Origin of the sequence: Vibrio antiquarius, assembly GCF_000024825.1 — a bacterium.
GTDB classification, from domain to species: domain Bacteria; phylum Pseudomonadota; class Gammaproteobacteria; order Enterobacterales; family Vibrionaceae; genus Vibrio; species Vibrio diabolicus.
Map to the genome: position 1 here is coordinate 2,575,651 of NC_013456.1, position 18,256 is coordinate 2,593,906.

Genomic DNA, 18,256 nt, shown 5'->3' on the forward strand with positions numbered 1-18,256 from the left:
TTATTCCTGTTTATCGTTCTTTTTAGCCCACACATGAATGTAGCGGCCTAATGAGAGGTATGGCTCTTGTCGACAAAGTTGTTTTTCTAGCGCCAACACATCTTCAAACTCGTAATCGCCCATGTATTGCATATTGCCTATGTAATCACTAAATGAGCGGATACCAGATTTGCCACAAATACTAAAGCCTGAATCTTCTATCCATTGGTAGACTTCTTCAGGTTTTAAGCCTTTTTGCGGCTGTAGTTTAAATCTTTTTCGGTGAGGCATGCCGTCTAATATATGAGGAATGTTGCCACAAACCACGTTTTTATAGACTAAACCATGGTGGTTATAGAACATCACTGATGCGATGCCTCCCGGTTTTACTTGTTCTAGTACCGTTTCAAGTGCGGCCTTAGGATCGACCAACCACTCCATGACGGCGTGAAACATAACAAGATCCACCTGTTCATCCATATGCTCACCAATGGATTGGACAGGCGAATGAATCAGGCGATACTGCTCAAGCAAACCGTTTTTTTCAATATCCTGCTTAGCCAACTGCAGCATTTCCGAAGATAGATCACATAAAGCGATTCGATGTCCGAGCTTAGCAAGCTTTTGCGACATTTGTGCCAAACCACCACCAGCATCCAACACCTCTAGGGGTTGCTGGTCAGCATCTAATTCACTTAGAATCTGTAGAAAATCTTCCCACACAATGATTTGGCGGATCTCCCCTTTATCGGAGCCGTAAATATTTTTTGCAAATTTGTGGGCGATATCGTCGAAATTGCGGTCTTCTGTCACTTCTGCTGAGTTATCATAACGGATTGTGCCGCTATTCTGGCACAAGGAAAGCAGGAATAAAGAGGGGTACCCTCATTTTTATTATCAATTGATGTTTTTTCGGACTATTTATGTATGTTTGAGCTGAAAAAAGTAGTGTCAGCCTTGCTTATGCCACTTCCGGCATTGCTGCTGATAGGCTTGTTGGGTCTTGCTCTCATTAGTTTTACCACAAAACGTAAAACTGGCTGCTTCGTTGTTCTATTCTCTTTTGTTGGCATTTTTCTTGTTGCCTTCCAACCTGTTTCAACCAAGCTTCTTATGCCATTAGAGCGAGAGCATAAAGCCTTTTTGCCAGTTTCTGGCACCATCGACTACGTGATGGTTTTAGGGAATGGTCATGTTATCGATGACGAAATTCCACCCACCTCGCAGTTAAGCCGTGCAGCATTAATGCGCTTAACTGAAGGCATTCGTATTTTAAGAATGTATCCAGGTGCTAAATTAATTTTGTCTGGCTATGCTGGCGGATCTGAAATTAGCCACGCGAGAATGATGGCGAACGTTGCCCTTGCGTTGGGAGTCGCGAAATCCGATATCATTTTATTAGAAGATGCGAAAGATACGTGGGAAGAGGCGCGTCAAGCGGCTGCATTCGTTCAACAAAAGGAGATTGTGTTAGTCACTTCTGCGAGCCACATGAGCCGTGCATTGTATGAGTTCAACGCAGCAGGCATTAAACCAATCCCAGCCCCGACCAACTTCTTAGCTATTAGCGAAATCAGTCAACCTTGGGATAAATACTCACCCAAAGCGCGTTACTTAGAACAAACAGAGCTTTATTGGCATGAGTACTTGGGCAGTATTTGGCAAAGGTTGCGTGATACCGTCGGTCAAACACCAATGGTTGAAGCAAAGTAGTACTATCTTGAAACCACAAAAAAGGAGAGCCGAAGCTCTCCTTTTTCTTTTTAAGACTTAGGTTTGTTCAGTTTAATCACCAGCAAACATATAGCCTTCGCCGTGCACCGTCACAAAAATTTGTGGGTTCTTTGGATCAAACTCCATTTTTGCGCGCATACGTCGAATAAGAACATCAATAGTACGATCATTGGGAGCATCAACTCGGTGGCTGATCATATTCAAAATACGCTCGCGACTTAACACCTGGTTAGGGTAAGACGATAACGCCACCAAAAGTTCGTATTCTGCTTTGGTCAATTTTACGGGTTCGCCGTTACGGCTCAGCGCACGACGTTGAATGTCGAATGTCCACTCTCCAAAACGTACAATATGTTCTTCACTGGTTTCGTTCGCTTTCGCGCTACCGCTACGCGCTGCTGAAATACGCCACAGCAAGTTTTTAACGCGAACCAACAACTCCCTCAGTTCAAAAGGCTTTGTCACATAATCGTCAGCGCCCATTTCTAGGCCTACGATTTTATCAATGCTATCCGTGCGTCCTGTTACTAATATGATACCAATATCCGATTGGCTACGTAATTCACGAGTAAGCATCAGGCCGTCTTCACCCGGCAGGTTGATATCCAGCATGATTAGGTCTACATCACCCGCTTGCAGGACCTCACGCATTTCTGCGCCACTCTCTGCTTCGCTGACTTGGTAACCCTCATTTTGGAAATATCCCGCAAGCTTACTACGAGTTACAACATCATCTTCTACGACTAATACGTGATAGCTCATTTACACCACTTTTCTGTCTTCTTATTATCCAAGACGTATTCTATTCATAACTAGTAACATTTCTAGTCATAGATACATTAAAAAGCAAGATTTAGCGTTTTTATTGATTCAAAACAAGCTTACCCATCGCTATTAATAAACGTTAATTTTTGACCATAAAACATAATAATTATAGTTACTGCTATTCATTTTAATTGATTACACTTAGGGGATATCCCTAATTGACTTTGTGATGCACAACTTGAAGCATCATTCAGGAGCCCAAGATGCAAGAAGTGAAAGCTTTTAATGAAAAACGCGCTGAAATTTACTGGTGGTTTTCGAGCTTGTTCGCAAAAGAGCTAACAGAGAAAGAGCTGGAAGCCTACCACAGTGTTGAAATTCGCAGTTTTCTAGCAGGTTTAGGTGAAAATGAGTCACTGAAACCAGCCGTTGATAGCCTCGTTGATGCGCTAAACCGATTGCAAGATCGTGAAGACGCTCAATTGGAGCTTGCTGCTGACTTTTGTGAACTGTTTTTGAAGACAGAAAAATACGGCGCTCTTCCTTACGCATCGATGTACATCGGTGAATCAGGTTTGCTGAATGACAAGCCAGCCGAGGAAATGGAAAAGTTGATGGCAGAATTTGGCGTTCAAGTAGATGAAAATCTAAAAGAGCCTGCGGACCACTTAGCCGTTGAACTCGACTTTCTTGGCAACATGATTATCCGCTCAAACGAACTTGAGCAAGAAAAACACATGGAAGAAGCCTTCGTTAAACAAAACGACTTTATCCAGCAACAGTTGATGTCTTGGTTACCTCAGTTTGCAGACAAATGTAAACAATTCGACGAATTTGGGTTCTACTCGAGCGTCGCGAAACTATTAGTTGCATTTTGTAAACTAGACAGCGCTTACCTTCTTGGTGAATAATTGCCGCCTATTTTTAAGGAGCCCGCCTATCGGGCTTCCTGTATACCTGAAATAACTGAATGTAAGTAAGTTGGGTATATTATTCGTTTGCCTTAACTTAGCTCAAAGACGCTTGGTTATTTAGCAGTCAAAATGTGACTTCAAATACACAAATCTCTTGCTGAAAACATTGCTAGTCCGTCCACATAGGGCTAAAATGTGAGCGCAAACGATTAAATATGATTTATATGTAAACCGCTGAAATATAGCGGTTTTTGTGTTTTTTAACAGGTTGATGGCAATTTATCATCAGATAGAAAAAAGATAAAATTCATCGACCGATGCTGCTACATACCCTTTTGTCGTACTTGGACCAACCGCTGCCGAAACACTTAGCGCCAACCTTAGATTGCTGGGTGTAAACCATTAGAGCATCAGGTACATCCACACGACATATTTCAGTAGCTCGATACAGGACACCATTTATGGCCACTATAAAAGACGTTGCTCGCTTAGCCGGCGTTTCCACTACGACAGTTTCGCACGTTATCAATAAAACGCGTTTCGTTGCAGAAGCAACGCAAGAAAAAGTAATGAAAGCCGTGGACGAGTTGAATTACGCGCCAAGTGCGGTTGCACGCAGCCTAAAGTGTAACTCAACTCGTACGATTGGCATGTTAGTAACGCAGTCAACCAACCTATTCTTCTCAGAAGTGATTGACGGGGTTGAGAGCTACTGTTACCGCCAAGGCTACACTCTGATTCTGTGTAATACGGGTGGGATTTACGAAAAACAACGCGATTACATCCGTATGCTGGCTGAAAAACGTGTTGATGGCATCCTAGTGATGTGTTCTGACTTAACCGAAGAGCTTAAAGAGATGCTTGACCGTCATGCCGACATTCCTAAAGTGGTCATGGATTGGGGTCCAGAAAGCTCACAAGCGGACAAGATCATGGATAACTCAGAAGAAGGTGGCTACATCGCAACCAAACATCTGATCGACAATGGCCATACTGATATTGCTTGTCTAAGCGGTCATTTTGAAAAACTAGCTTGCCAAGAGCGCATTGCAGGTTTCCGTCGCGCGATGAGCGAAGCAAACCTAACTGTAAATGAGGACTGGATCCTTGAAGGTAACTTTGAATGTGATACGGCCGTATTAGTCGCAGATAAAATTACAGCAATGGACAAACGTCCGACAGCGGTATTCTGTTTTAACGACACAATGGCTCTGGGCCTAATGAGCCGCCTACAACAAAACGGTATCAAAGTTCCTGATGATATTTCAGTGATCGGCTACGACAACATCGAGCTTGCGGAATACTTCTCTCCACCGTTAACAACTATCCACCAACCTAAACGTCGTGTGGGTAAAAATGCGTTCGAGATCCTACTTGAGCGAATCAAAGATAAAGAACACGAAAAGCGAATTTTCGAAATGCAACCTGAGCTTGTAATTCGAAACACCGTGAAGAAAATGAACTAAAATTCGCCAAATATAACGATGTCAAATAAGCGCTCTAAAAGGGCGCTTATTTTTTATCTCTAAATAACTTTTCCCTGACTTAGGTTTGTTAGACAAAAAATCTCGAATCTCTAAGTCTCTGTTTTATATGTAGGTAAATCACACACCCTCACAACCTCGAGATCATCCCGCCTTATTCTCAAATATGCACAAATATGCGCTTGTCGACACTTTTTATTGAACCAGAATCACACTTTTACGGGTAAAACGTGATGTTAATTCAATATACGAAGTATGCTCATTCTGTCACGCACAGGGCAAACCATTCGAAAGGGTGGGACGCAAAGCCTCCGGCCTGAACCATAATACTATATGGAAGGTAGCGGGGTTACCGATGGCAAGTGTGCAAGCGATGACTTTACCCTGTAATGACATTGCTTTTGCGCATGTTTGCTACTCTCTCGGACCTGACTTTTGGTGGCGTAATATTAATTACACCGAGATAACAAAACATGGATAAACCGATACTCAAAGACTCTATGAAGCTATTTGAGGCACTTGGTAATATCAAGTCGCGCTCAATGTTTGGTGGCTTCGGACTATTCGCTGATGAAACAATGTTTGCACTAGTTGTAAATAATCAGCTTCATATAAGAGCAGACCAACAAACTTCATCTGACTTCGAGAAACAAGGGCTAAAGCCTTACGTTTATAAGAAACGTGGCTTCCCAGTCGTTACTAAGTACTACGCAATTTCCAACGATTTATGGGAGTCTAGCGAACGCTTAATCGAAGTAGCTAACCAATCGTTGAAAAAGGCAAAGCTTGAAAAAGAACAGCAAGCAACTACAAAGCCTAATCGCTTAAAAGATTTGCCTAACTTACGACTGGCTACTGAACGCATGCTAAAAAAAGCAGGCATTGAGTCAGTAGAAAAACTGGAAGAGGAAGGTGCACTTAACGCTTATAAAGCGATAAGAGATACGCACTCTGCAACCGTCAACATTGAACTGTTATGGGCACTAGAAGGTGCTATTAACGGTACTCATTGGAGCGTTGTACCTCAAGCTCGCCGAGATGAGTTGATGAATGGCCTCCAATAAAAGTCGGCCTTAAAAACTATCTTGTAAAACCGCAGTCTAATCTGCGGTTTTTTTGTGAAATTTTTTCGACTTTCCTTCTGTCTTATTACATATATCCCAAATTGGAATCATAAATATGAATAAGAAACTGATATTAGGCCTAATCCTGGTCGCGATCATTATCTTTTTAGGCGTTAACTTTAGTCAGTATTTAACGTTGGAAAATGCAAAAGCACAACAAGAAGCGCTGACCACATACATCGATCAGAACTTTGTTTTTTCGGTAGCTATTTACTTTTTTGCCTACATTGCAATTACCGCTTTTTCTATTCCTGGGGCAGCTGTGGTTACATTACTTGGTGCGGCTCTATTTGGTTTTTGGACGAGCTTATTACTGGTTTCTTTCGCCAGTACTATGGGTGCAACACTAGCATTTTTAAGCAGCCGATATTTGCTGCGTGACTGGGTACAAAACAAGTTTGGCAATAAGTTAATCGCAATTAACCAAGGTGTCGAAAAAGACGGTGCATTTTATCTATTTTCCTTGCGTCTCATTCCGGTATTCCCTTTCTTTCTTATCAACTTGTTGATGGGCTTAACGCCAATGTCTGTAGGTCGATTTTACCTTACTAGCCAAGTAGGTATGTTGCCAGGCACTGCAGTTTACTTAAACGCCGGTACTCAGTTAGCAACAATTGAAAGCCTGTCAGGCATTATTTCACCTGCGGTATTGGCCTCTTTTGCGTTACTGGGGCTGTTTCCAATCATCACTAAATGGGTTATGAATAAAGTAAGGCCAACACCGAGTCAGCAAAACTCATAATTAGTAAGTGGACGTGTTTAATAAAAATATTCATTGCTAAAAACCCAGCAGAAGCGCATATCGTGTGCGAATTATTGAAAACCGAGCAAGTCTATTGTGAAGTCCGCGGAGAGGGTATTTTCGGTTTAAAAGGAGAGCTGCCGTTTAGTGATGATACCGATCCTTATGTCTGGCTTTTTGACGCCAAACAACAAGTAAAAGCAGAAGGAATAGTACAAGCCTACCGCAAACAATCCGATGGAAATGAGTATCAAGATTGGCAGTGCCCGAAGTGCCATGAGGTAAACGAGGGGCAGTTTGGTGCTTGTTGGCAATGTGGACATCAAATAGGGGAGCCTTAATAACTCCCCTACTCCTATTCAATCGATTTATTAAGCGCTAAGCAGAAACCGTTTGCTGCTTAATAAATTCGATGGAATGTTGATTGAAATCTTCAGGGCGCTCAACATTACAAACATGACCACAGTTGGGGATCTCTCGTAAAACACTAAGCTTATGCGCCGCAACCATTTCTTTAACAGGCTTAATAAACATGTAATCTCTGTCGCCCATTAAATAGAGTGTGGGAATGGGTAACTCTCGATCTTTAAAATACTTCATTAAAGGATTTACATCAGCAGCAAGAATAAACCAACGTTTAAATTCTTTTTGGCAAAGCTTCTTGGCCTCACGAATAAAAAGATGGCGAGACTCTCGCTGGCTTCTCTGTGGCATAACAATGTACGCAAAAAGTTTGTAGAGCCACATGTACGGCAGAATGTGCTTACAAAAATTACCTAATTTAACCAATATTTGAGAACGAGTATTGAGCCTTGTGACAGCGCCACCGAGCACCATTGAACGCACGCGCTCTGCTGATAATTCAGCAAGGTTTCGAACAATAATGGTACCAAGCGACATACCGACAAAATGAGCGGATTGGATCTTTAAATGGTCCAATACTTTCAAAATATCTTGGGTAACTTCCGTAAAGGTATAACGGCTGGCAATGAGTTCTTTAAGTAACTGATTTGACTTTCCATGACCTCTTAAATCGATCAGCAATAAGTTAAAGTGTTGCTTGTAAGCTTTGATTTGCTTGAACCAGATAGAAGAGCTACCGCCAGCACCATGCACAAATACAACCCACTCATGACTAGTAGGGTGCAAATAGGTTTTATGAAAAAGTAGCGGCTGGGTCATATTCAAGTATCAAAAAGGTCGTGCTATTGAGTAAAAAGCCATCCTACCACACTCCCCTTACTCAAGATAATAAAGGCACCTCATTCGGTGCCTTTCGTTACAATTTTAAGTCAATTTAACGCCGAATTGTAAAGTTGCAAATAAGCTTCTGCGGCCTTTTGCCAACAAAAATCTTGTTGCATCGCATGCAACTGTACTTTATTCACTTCAGGTTCGTTTTGAGCATAGAGCAACAGTGCCCTTAGCATCGTTAACAACAATGCCTGCGGTGTCGGTTCGAAAAAAACAAACCCCGTCGCTTCAGAAGGGTTCACATCATAATCGTTGACGCTGTCCTTTAGACCACCGACACCACGTACTATCGGTAATGTCCCATAAGCCATACTATAGATTTGATTCAAACCACACGGCTCAAACTCAGAAGGCATCAGAAAGAAATCAGAACCCGCTTCAACGATATGCGCAAGTTCATTATCATAAGCTTCTACGAAGACAAATTTACTAGAAAACTGTGCAGCAACCTCTTCTAGCTGAGCGGCTAGTACAGGGTCTCCGGTCCCAACGACAACTAGTTGAACATCGTGCTTCAAAAAATCGGCCAAAGCAGGCAACAAGTAATGCACACCTTTTTGCTGGGTCAACCGACAAACCATACCGAACATGGCTACATCTTTTTCAGGCAAATTTAGCCGCAGTTGTAATGCTTGTTTACACGCTTTCTTGCCTTGCGTCATACTTTGTTGGTTAGCGCAGTAATTAACTGGCAAGTAAGTATCCGTTTCCGGGTTCCAAGCACTGTAATCACAACCGTTCAAAATACCAACTAAGTCCTGCTCGCGTTGCTGAAACTCCCAAGCCATTCCATGACTGCCAAGCTCTGTTTTGAGTTCCTCTGCGTACGTAGGGCTGACAGCGTTTATCTTATCGGCATTCATTACACCAGCTTTGAGCATAGTAATATGCGTTGTACTCACCGCAGCATCGGGAACGTTTCGACAATGAAACTCTGGCAAGCACTGCACGTCTTCATAACTAAATACGCCTTTAAAAACCGCATTATGTATAGAAATGACACTTTTAGTATGAGCAAAAAACGGATCATTGCCATACCTGTGCTTGAGCAAAAATGGAACAAGACCAGTGTGCCAATCGTTCGCGTGTATGATATCTGGCTGAAAAGCAAGCTTCGGCAACATGTCTAAACATGCTGCACTAAAAAACGCAAAGCGCTCACCGTTATCGGTATACGCTTGGTTGTTCTCCGCATACATCGATGGTCGATTGAAATACGGCTGACAATCAATCAGATAAACAGGATTTTGACCTAGCATGAGCCGCAGAACTCGATACTCCGTATGCGGCCATGATGTTAGTTCTGTTTCTAATACAACTTCTGCGTCAGCGAGTTTATCAATACTGCTGTACGCAGGGATGGTAATTCTTACGTCTTGCTGTAGGTTTTGAAGGGCTTCCGGTAGTGCCTTGGCAACGTCTGCCAAGCCACCACTTTTAATGAGACCTTCGACCTCAGAAGCTACAAACAGAATAGATAAGTTGTTAGTAGCCAACTCGAGCTCCTTTCGGAATAACAACAATGCCCTCCTCAGACACGTGGAAGTGTTTTTTATCTTCTTGAAGATTCACACCAATCTGAGTACCAGGAGCAATATCGGCATCCTTATCGACAATCACACGACGTAAAACACAGCCTTCGCCAATTTTCACGTCACCAAGAAGGATACATTCGCTGATATCGCAAGCAGATGCAATATTACTGCGGAACCCAAGCACCGACTTTTCTATTCTTGAGCCTCTGACGTAACTGCCATTACATACCAAACTGTCGATGATCTGAACACGGCCATTATCAGAGTCTGTAAATGTCGCTGGCGGCAATGGAGGATAATAAGTATGCAGCGGCCATTTACGGTTATATAGTGAAAACGGTGCGTCTTTTTCTAGCAGATCCATGTGCGCCTCCCAGTACGCATCAATGGTTCCCACATCACGCCAGTACACCTCTTCTCTTTCACCGCTGATTTTGTTAGTACTGAAGTCATACACGAACACGTCACCTCGAGGGAACATCTTAGGAATAATGTCCTTCCCAAAATCATGTGACGAAGCTTCATTATCCGCATCTTCAACCAACTCAGAGAATAACACCTGAGCCTCAAAAACGTAGTTACCCATTGAAACTAAAGCGTAATCAGGATCGCCAGGAATTGACTTCGGGTTTGCTGGTTTCTCTTCAAAGCCTATCATGCGACCTTCACTGTCCACTTCGATAACCCCAAATTGCGACGCCTCTTTTAGTGGCATACGCAATGCAGATACCGTGAGAGAAGCCTGCTTTTCTGAATGGAAGTTCAGCATTTGTTTGATATCCATCTTATAGATATGGTCAGAGCCAAAAATACAAACTTGCTCTGGTTCCTCTAATTCCATAAAACGGAGATTTTGATAGATCGCGTCCGCCGTTCCTTCGTACCAACGCTTACCAGTGCGCATTTGAGCAGGAATAGGATCGATAAAGCGGTCAGTGATGCCATTAATGTTCCAGCCCTTTTTTAAATGATGGAACAAAGATTGAGATTTAAATTGGGTGAGGACGTAAATGCGCATTAAATCCGCATTTACAAAATTGTTTAGAGCAAAATCGATCAATCGATAGCTACCACCAAACGGTACCGAAGGTTTACTACGAGATTCTGTTAAAGGTCTCAAACGAGAGCCTTCACCGCCAGCAAGAATCATTCCCAAAACACCAGCCATTTGTTGTTCTCCATATCGTTATAGCTTGGATTTGGTACTCGCTTGAATGAGTCATACTCGGGGAGTCAAGCGAATACATTTAGTAACCGTATCAGGAGTTTCTTTGAACTCTTACAACACGATAAAAAAGCTACGGCACTTCCAGTATGCAACGTCCACTCTTTTCTTATTTTTCGACGCAAAATGCACACAGTTGCACTAATTTTTGTAATAAATTATCTAAGCAGGTTCTAAATTACAATTTTTAATACGCCATTCTGTGTTCCATACAGTTCTTGCTTACTCAAGACGATATCTAGATCACACATGCAAAAGCAAACGATTACATTATGAAAACAATTTACGAACGGATTCACTACACCACCGACTTTTTGAGCTTAATATATAACAAATATATGAATGCAAAATGAAAGTTACGACGAATGTTTTTTACATAAAAAATACGTTCACTACTAATAAATCGTGACTCTGGTGTTTTCTAGCGACAATGGTGCTTGTTAAAGTGAGGAAAGGTCGATTAGAGGAAGAATGCGCAGAAGAAAACTGTAGGCCCCTACGCAAAAAAGGCAGCGATATCGCTGCCTTTTTACATTACTTTAATGGTGCATTTTTATGCTTTCGCTTTTTTACGCTTATCTGTGACTTCCCACTTACCTTCAACAAAGAGCGCTGTCCAACCAGATGGTTTGCCGTTCTCTTCCGAACGAACGTAGTTCTCTTTTGTTTTGCGACTAAAGCGTACAACTGCAGGACGACCATCAGGATCTTCTTGCGGTGCGGTCGCTAGGTATTTGAACTTCTCAGGTAAACGCTCTTCAAAACGTGCCAGTTCAGCAACCAAAGGAGCACGTGTCTCGCGCGATTTCGGGAAGTTGCTTGCCGCCATAAATAGACCTGAAGCACCATCACGAAGTACGAAATACGCATCTGAGTTTTCACAAGGCAACTCGGGGAAATGAACAGGATCTTCTTTCGGTGGCGCGACTTCGCCATTCTTCAGAATCTTACGAGTGTTCTTACACGTTTCACTCGTACAGTCCATGTATTTACCAAAGCGACCGTTCTTAAGCACCATATCAGAGCCACATTTGTCACATTCAACAACTGGACCATCATAGCCTTTGACTTTGAACTCACCGTATTCAACAAGGTAGCCTTCACAGTTCGGGTTATTACCACAAACATGCATCTTACGCTTGTCATCAATCAGGTACGCATCCATCGCCGTTTCACAGATCGGACAACGCTTTTTAGCACGAAGCGCGGCCGTTTCAACGTCTTCTTCTAAAACGTTAATAATACCTTCTTCGTCACCCAAGTTGATGGTTGTCTTACAACGCTCTTTTGGTGGTAACGCGTAACCAGAACAGCCTAAGAACACACCTGTCGAAGCAGTACGGATACCCATTGGACGGCTACACGTCGGACATTCGATATCCGTCATGACGATATGGTTTAGCTTCATACCGCCTTCTGACTCATCCAATTCCGCTTTTTCAAGATCGCCAGTGAAATCAGCAAAGAAGTTATCTAGCACTGCTTTCCAGTTCACTTCACCTTCAGCGATTTGGTCCAGTTTCTGTTCCATGCGGGCGGTGAAGTCGTAGTTCATTAAATCGTTAAAGCTGTCATCAAGGCGGTCGGTAACAATTTCGCCCATTTTTTCGGCGTAGAAACGACGCTGATCAACTTTTACGTAACCACGATCTTGAATCGTAGAAATGATCGATGCATAAGTCGAAGGACGACCAATACCTCGTTTTTCCAGCTCTTTAACCAGTGCTGCTTCAGTGTAGCGCGCAGGTGGCTTTGTAAAGTGCTGTTTAGGGTCAAGTGACTCTAAGCTTAGCTTATCGCCAAGTTGTACCGCAGGAAGGATTGTATCCTCGTTTTTGCCCATTGGACGTTGTACACGAGTCCAGCCGTCAAATTTAAGGATACGGCCTTTCGCTTTAAGCGTGTATTCTGCTGCTTTTACGCTGATGGTTGTTGAATCGTATTCTGCTGGTGTCATTTGACACGCGACAAACTGATTCCAAATCAAAGCGTAAAGTTTGTGCGCATCAGCATCGACACCTTGCAGGTCTTCCGCTTTAACACCCACATTTGAAGGACGGATCGCTTCGTGCGCTTCCTGTGCCCCTTCTTTACTGCCATACGTCAGCGGTTTCGCTGGTAAATACTTATCACCAAACTCAGAACCAATAAAATCACGTACAGCGTCCACAGCCTCGGCACTTAGGTTAGTCGAGTCCGTACGCATATAAGTGATATAACCGGCCTCATAGAGGCGCTGAGCTAGCATCATGGTCTTTTTCACGCCGTAGCCAAGACGTGTACTCGCTGCCTGTTGAAGCGTAGAGGTGATGTAAGGTGCTGAAGGCTTGCTCTTCGTCGGGCGATCTTCACGCTTACATACTTCGTAACTTGCATTCTCAAGCACAGACATCGCTGCTTTGGTTTCTGCCTCATTAACTGGCTTAAACGCAGAACCATCTTTCTGAGCAACAAGTAGTTTAAAGTCCGCTTTGTCTTTCGTTTTCGTATTCGCATGAATATCCCAGAATTCTTCTGGTACAAACGCGTTAATCTCACGCTCACGCTCAACTAATAGTTTCACCGCAACAGACTGCACGCGACCAGCAGATAAACCACGAGCCACTTTTTTCCAAAGTAGAGGTGAAACCATAAAACCAACGACACGGTCCATGAAGCGACGCGCTTGTTGGGCATTAACACCATCCATGTTCAGCTCTCCAGGTGTTTGGAAAGCTTGTTGGATCGCGTTTTTCGTAATTTCGTTAAAAACTACACGTTTGTATCGCTCTTCATCGCCACCGATGATCTCACGAAGGTGCCATGCGATTGCTTCCCCTTCGCGGTCCAAGTCGGTTGCGAGATAAACGCAATCTGCGTCTTTGGCGAGTTTTTGTAGTTCGTTGACAACTTTTTCTTTGCCTGGAAGGATTTGGTAATTCGCTTCCCAGTCATGATATGGGTTAATCCCCATTTTTTTGATCAACGCTTTGCGGTCTTTCTCTTTTTTAACGCGCGCTTTCTCTTCCGGACTCATCCCTTTTGTTGAGATGGCTGCGGCTTTTTTCTCACCAGTGCTTTGACCGGCCGTAGGCAGATCACGCACATGACCAACACTAGACTTAACAATAAAGTCTTTACCAAGGTACTTATTTATCGTCTTTGCCTTGGCTGGTGACTCCACTATAACGAGTGATTTACCCATAACTGACTCTAACGTCCTTCATAATAATGCGGGTAGAAACCTTGTTTAAAGGCCACCCGCATAATGTTCTATTTCATTGCTTCTTTTTTTACTATTGTGCGAGATGAAAAGAAGATCAACTGCTTTTTTGAAATTCAGATCCGATTGGTTGACAATTCATCGTCTTTATACTTCAAAGAGACAGGGTTCTGAAAGGTATTGAGCGGCATATCTAAACAGGCAAACTTAGCATCCGCTAATCCAATGCAATAAATTTTGTTACCCATCACAAAATAGTTTCGTTCAGTGGCTCTTCCATATCCTCCAACTAATCATACTTACACTCTAAAAATTGATCTGTTTAGGCTAAGTGAACGATTGACTGAATTAATCATGCAAACCCATTTTAGTTGTAGGTATACTCAGCGTTCTCAACTGAAATGAATGGTAGAAAAAGTATGTCTGATAGAACGTTTATCGAAGAGTTCGACCTTCTTTTGATCGCTAACCAAATCATCCAAGAACACGATGATTACATCGAAGGGATGCGAGCAACAAGCGTAGAAGAAAAAGAAGGTGTTTTAGTTTTTAAAGGTGAATACTTCCTTGATGACAAAGGTTTACCAACTTCAAATACGACTGCAGTATTCAATATGTTCAAATACTTAGCGCATCACCTTTCCAAGGAATTTACGCTGGTTAAATAGTAGCGGAAAACAAAAAAGCCAGAGTGTTATTCACTCTGGCTTTCCTGTTTCAGGTCAGAATATTTAGCAGCTTAAAGCCTTAAGTTTGTCGAAGTAGTCAGGGAACGTTTTCGACGTACACTTTGGATCGTTAATCGTCACAGGCGTATCACTAAGTGCCACCAGCGAAAAACACATCGCCATTCGATGATCATCGTAAGTATCAATCGCAGCATGCTTTAACTGAGAGACAGGTTTGACAATGATGTAGTCTTCCCCTTCTTCCACTTCCGCACCCACTTTACGTAATTCCGTCGCCATAGCTGACAAACGGTCTGTTTCTTTTACACGCCAGTTATAAACGTTACGAATAGCAGTAGTGCCTTCGGCAAATAGCGCTGTTGTCGCGATGGTCATTGCAGCATCAGGGATATGGTTGTAATCCATATCGATGCCTTTCAATTGACCAACACGTGAAATTACGTAGTCATCACCCCATTCAATTTCTGCACCCATTTTTTCAAGCGCATCAGCAAATTGAATATCACCTTGAATGCTGTTTTTACCGATACCCGTGACTTTAACTTCTCCGCCTTTGATGGCTGCCGCCGCTAAGAAGTAAGAAGCAGAAGACGCATCACCTTCAACCAAGAAATCACCTGGAGCGATGTATTGCTGACCGGCAGGAATCACAAACTCTTGATAGTCGTTGTTGATCACATCGACCCCAAACTGCTTCATGATATGCAGGGTGATATCGATATAAGGCTTAGAAACCAACTCGCCTTCGATGTTGATGCGAATTTCACCTTCAGCCAATGGCGCAGACATTAAGAAAGCGGTCAAGAACTGACTTGAAATGGATCCATCGATAGAAACTGTACCTGCTTTTAGGCCAGTACCGACTATTTTGAGAGGCGGAAAGTTCTCGTTTTCCATGTACTCAACCTTCGCACCAGCATCTTTCAGTGCCGTGACAAGGTGACCAATTGGACGCTCTTTCATACGAGGTTCGCCCGTCAGTACATACTCCCCTTCTCCAAGACAAAGAGCCGCAGCTAACGGTCGCATCGCAGTGCCAGCATTACCGAGAAATAACTCTACCGGTTCTGAGACAGAAAACGGACGCCCAAGGCCTTCAACGAGACATTCTGTTTTATCTTCGGAAAGTTGGTATTGAACGCCGAGTTTAGTCAGCGCATTCAGCATATGACGGATATCATCACTGTCGAGGAGGTTAGTAAGGCGAGTTCTGCCTTTAGCAAGAGCAGCAAGTAAAAGAGCTCGATTAGAAACGCTTTTAGAGCCAGGAAGATTCACTTCCCCTTGAATTTTATTGATAGGTTGTAACGTTAGGCTTTCCATTAAAAGTTGATAATCCTTTGTGCCCTCAACATACGATTTTTTATGAGAGCTAAACAATTCTTCGTGAATTCAGACTACCCAAAAAAACACGACAAAACCAGAGCAAATCGGCGCTAATTTATGAATATACTCAAGTAGCCTAAAGATGCAGAATTAAAGGCATTGCCAGCGATGTAAATAAGAGCGAAAGAGGCGCGACGAAACAGCAAGCTATTTCGACTTTATTTGACGATAAGCCAGCCCTACTGTGCATGCCTGGTTAGGCTACCTTAGGTTAAAATAACGTAGGATCAATAAGCGATATCAACCCTGACTCCATCATCAAAATATAAGATACGAACTTCATCCCCTCGACTAAATAGCATATTTTTATCAACATCTTGGATAACATTAATCAGCTTGTCGCCCTTCACTTTGATGAGTAGCTCAACTAACTTATATTCAACCGTGTATTGGTAATTACTTTGATTTTGTGCAACCGCTGCACCTGCAAGTGCACCCACGGCCGTCGCAACTTCTCGTCCCGTACCACCACCAAATTGATTGCCGACTAAACCGCCTATTGTGGCACCAAGTAGCGTTTTCCAACCATTATTTTTCGATTGAACGACCTCTTGCTGAGTAATATAACGGACAGAGTCAATCTTCCCATACACCACTTCATTTACCGGCTTGGCAACATTTCTTTCATATGCTGCGTTGGCGGCAAGTGGGAAAAACAGTATGATCCAAAGCCATACTTTCACAATATTTCTTGACCAGGTCATCATAAACTCCTCTGACTCTAATGTTGGTAACGACTTCTTATGTCTATTTATTTAACTGAACTCGATGATACGTTCAACTTTCCCTCACCGTATAAAGCACTCAGCGATCCCAATGGTTTGCTTGCTTTTGGCGGTGACTTAGATCCCATGAGAATCCTCAATGGTTACTATCAAGGCATTTTCCCTTGGTATGGTCCTGGAGAACCTATTCTATGGTGGAGCCCTTCCCCACGCGCTGTTTTTGATCCCTTAGCGTTTAAACCGTCTAAAAGTCTCAAAAAATTTCAGCGTAAACATAACTATAAAGTAACGCTCAATTTCGCGACAGAAGAAGTGATTAGACTATGTTCATCAACACGTCCTGCAGAGGAAACTTGGCTCAACGAGGAAATGCAAGCTTCTTATATTGAGTTAGCTAAACTTGGTCACTGTCACTCAGTAGAAGTATGGCATGACAACGAGCTCATTGGGGGACTATATGGCATCTGCGTTGGTCAACTTTTTTGCGGAGAGTCGATGTTTAGCCTAAAAGATAACGCATCTAAAATTGCATTGTGGTACTTATGCAACCATTTGGCGTCAAAGCAAGGTCAATTAATCGATTGTCAGGTTATGAACTCGCACTTGGCATCACTTGGCGCATTTGAACTAGAGCGTAACGAGTTTATGCAAAAACTACTATCTTTAAGAGAAAAACAAACACTATTTGATACCTATAAGCCCCAAGTTTTGCAGGATTCAGTATGAGTACGGATATACAACATATTCGAATTGGATTAACGAATAATCACCCTTGCAGTTACTTGCCTGAACGGCAAGAGCGTGTGGCGGTAGCACTTGATGCAGGGCTGCATACTGAAGAAAACTATCAACTACTGATGGCCAACGGCTTTCGTCGTAGCGGAGATACCATATATAAACCGCACTGTGAGCATTGTAATGCTTGCCAGCCAATTCGAGTCTCGATTCCGGATGTGACGCTATCAAAAAGCCAGAAGAGGCTGCTCAGTAAAGCACAGCCTTTACGTTGGGAAATGAAACCCGAAATGGATGAGGAATGGTTTGCGCTTTACAGTCGTTACATTGCCAAACGACACAAAAACGGCACTATGTACCCACCAAAGCGTGATGAATTTTATCGGTTTGCCCAAACCAGCTGGTTGACCACTTCATTTTTGCATATTTACGATGAGTCAAATCAATTACTCGCCATTGCGGTAACGGATGTAATGACTCAATGTTCGAGTGCATTTTATACTTTTTTTGACCCTGACTACCCGTTATCTCTTGGCACTTTGGCAGTGCTCTATCAAATAAAATACTGCCAAGAAAACAAACAACAGTGGCTTTATTTGGGTTATCAGATTGATGAGTGTCCAGCAATGAACTATAAAACACGCTTTCAACGCCACCAAAGGCTAGTAAATCAGCGTTGGCGAGGGTAGAATACGCCTCAACTTTACATAATTACTATTTAGCGGCAGAATATAGCCCGCTAATATTGCCTAATTTCTAAAGA

At 42.8% G+C, this 18,256-nt stretch carries 17 protein-coding genes and 1 riboswitch; of the genes, 9 read left to right on the forward strand and 8 right to left on the reverse strand.

Features of this window, described 5'->3' with window-relative positions:
- Window positions 1-792 carry a tRNA uridine 5-oxyacetic acid(34) methyltransferase CmoM gene (gene cmoM / locus VEA_RS11935; RefSeq protein WP_012841987.1) on the reverse strand — a complete coding sequence of 264 codons (792 nt, stop codon included), beginning with the start codon at window positions 790-792 and terminating at the stop codon, window positions 1-3.
- Window positions 793-906: 114 nt separating this feature from the next.
- Here cmoM and elyC point away from each other — a divergent pair, with 114 nt between their 5' ends.
- The gene (elyC, locus tag VEA_RS11940) at window positions 907-1,692 is read left to right on the forward strand and encodes an envelope biogenesis factor ElyC (RefSeq protein ID WP_006742121.1); all 786 of its coding nucleotides are present in this window, start codon (window positions 907-909) and stop codon (window positions 1,690-1,692) included.
- A gap of 72 nt (window positions 1,693-1,764) precedes the next feature.
- Here the strand turns inward: elyC and torR are convergent, their stop codons facing one another.
- A complete protein-coding gene (gene torR, locus VEA_RS11945) occupies window positions 1,765-2,475 on the reverse strand; it encodes a two-component system response regulator TorR (protein ID WP_005390726.1) in 711 nt (236 codons plus the stop codon).
- Window positions 2,476-2,741: 266 nt separating this feature from the next.
- Between torR and torD the strand changes: the two genes are divergently transcribed.
- The 5 genes from torD to VEA_RS11970 all read left to right on the forward strand — a co-directional run bounded on the left by torD (window position 2,742) and on the right by VEA_RS11970 (window position 7,083).
- Window positions 2,742-3,389, forward strand: a complete 648-nt coding sequence (gene torD / locus VEA_RS11950) for a molecular chaperone TorD (protein ID WP_006742122.1) — start codon at window positions 2,742-2,744, stop codon at window positions 3,387-3,389.
- 464 nt (window positions 3,390-3,853) lie between these two features.
- Window positions 3,854-4,858, forward strand: coding sequence for an HTH-type transcriptional repressor PurR (gene purR / locus VEA_RS11955; RefSeq protein WP_005390722.1), 1,005 nt, complete (start codon window positions 3,854-3,856; stop codon window positions 4,856-4,858).
- Between the two features lie 285 nt (window positions 4,859-5,143).
- Window positions 5,144-5,233: riboswitch (cyclic di-GMP riboswitch) on the forward strand.
- Window positions 5,234-5,349: 116 nt separating this feature from the next.
- Window positions 5,350-5,940, forward strand: a complete 591-nt coding sequence (locus VEA_RS11960) for a TfoX/Sxy family DNA transformation protein (protein WP_005390721.1) — start codon at window positions 5,350-5,352, stop codon at window positions 5,938-5,940.
- A 115-nt stretch (window positions 5,941-6,055) separates the two neighbouring features.
- Window positions 6,056-6,742, forward strand: a complete 687-nt coding sequence (locus tag VEA_RS11965; protein ID WP_006742123.1) for a TVP38/TMEM64 family protein — start codon at window positions 6,056-6,058, stop codon at window positions 6,740-6,742.
- Window positions 6,743-6,762: 20 nt separating this feature from the next.
- A complete protein-coding gene (locus VEA_RS11970; RefSeq protein ID WP_005390719.1) occupies window positions 6,763-7,083 on the forward strand; it encodes a hypothetical protein in 321 nt (106 codons plus the stop codon).
- Window positions 7,084-7,120: 37 nt separating this feature from the next.
- Here the strand turns inward: VEA_RS11970 and VEA_RS11975 are convergent, their stop codons facing one another.
- The 4 genes from VEA_RS11975 to topA all read right to left on the reverse strand — a co-directional run bounded on the left by VEA_RS11975 (window position 7,121) and on the right by topA (window position 13,940).
- Window positions 7,121-7,924: an alpha/beta fold hydrolase gene (locus tag VEA_RS11975; protein ID WP_006742124.1), complete on the reverse strand. Its 804-nt coding sequence runs from the start codon at window positions 7,922-7,924 to the stop codon at window positions 7,121-7,123.
- A 110-nt stretch (window positions 7,925-8,034) separates the two neighbouring features.
- Window positions 8,035-9,492: a glycogen synthase GlgA gene (gene glgA / locus VEA_RS11980; RefSeq protein WP_006742125.1), complete on the reverse strand. Its 1,458-nt coding sequence runs from the start codon at window positions 9,490-9,492 to the stop codon at window positions 8,035-8,037.
- The gene (gene glgC, locus VEA_RS11985) at window positions 9,482-10,699 is read right to left on the reverse strand and encodes a glucose-1-phosphate adenylyltransferase (RefSeq protein ID WP_005390714.1); all 1,218 of its coding nucleotides are present in this window, start codon (window positions 10,697-10,699) and stop codon (window positions 9,482-9,484) included. Before glgC ends, glgA begins: the two co-directional genes overlap by 11 nt.
- Before the next feature lie 610 nt (window positions 10,700-11,309).
- Window positions 11,310-13,940 carry a type I DNA topoisomerase gene (topA, locus tag VEA_RS11990; RefSeq protein WP_005390711.1) on the reverse strand — a complete coding sequence of 877 codons (2,631 nt, stop codon included), beginning with the start codon at window positions 13,938-13,940 and terminating at the stop codon, window positions 11,310-11,312.
- A 437-nt stretch (window positions 13,941-14,377) separates the two neighbouring features.
- Between topA and VEA_RS11995 the strand changes: the two genes are divergently transcribed.
- Window positions 14,378-14,626, forward strand: a complete 249-nt coding sequence (locus VEA_RS11995; RefSeq protein WP_005387884.1) for a YciN family protein — start codon at window positions 14,378-14,380, stop codon at window positions 14,624-14,626.
- A 63-nt stretch (window positions 14,627-14,689) separates the two neighbouring features.
- Here VEA_RS11995 and aroA read toward each other — a convergent pair whose 3' ends face one another.
- Together aroA and VEA_RS12005 are read right to left on the reverse strand one after the other, a co-directional pair.
- Window positions 14,690-15,970, reverse strand: coding sequence for a 3-phosphoshikimate 1-carboxyvinyltransferase (gene aroA / locus VEA_RS12000; protein ID WP_012841991.1), 1,281 nt, complete (start codon window positions 15,968-15,970; stop codon window positions 14,690-14,692).
- A gap of 290 nt (window positions 15,971-16,260) precedes the next feature.
- Window positions 16,261-16,737 (reverse strand): outer membrane lipoprotein, encoded by a 477-nt coding sequence (locus VEA_RS12005; protein WP_005390705.1) that lies wholly within the window; start codon window positions 16,735-16,737, stop codon window positions 16,261-16,263.
- A gap of 39 nt (window positions 16,738-16,776) precedes the next feature.
- Here VEA_RS12005 and aat point away from each other — a divergent pair, with 39 nt between their 5' ends.
- Both aat and VEA_RS12015 read left to right on the forward strand, forming a co-directional pair.
- Window positions 16,777-17,484: a leucyl/phenylalanyl-tRNA--protein transferase gene (gene aat, locus VEA_RS12010; RefSeq protein ID WP_012841992.1), complete on the forward strand. Its 708-nt coding sequence runs from the start codon at window positions 16,777-16,779 to the stop codon at window positions 17,482-17,484.
- Window positions 17,481-18,182 carry an arginyltransferase gene (locus VEA_RS12015; protein WP_006742128.1) on the forward strand — a complete coding sequence of 234 codons (702 nt, stop codon included), beginning with the start codon at window positions 17,481-17,483 and terminating at the stop codon, window positions 18,180-18,182. Before aat ends, VEA_RS12015 begins: the two co-directional genes overlap by 4 nt.
- Window positions 18,183-18,256 lie beyond the last annotated feature (74 nt).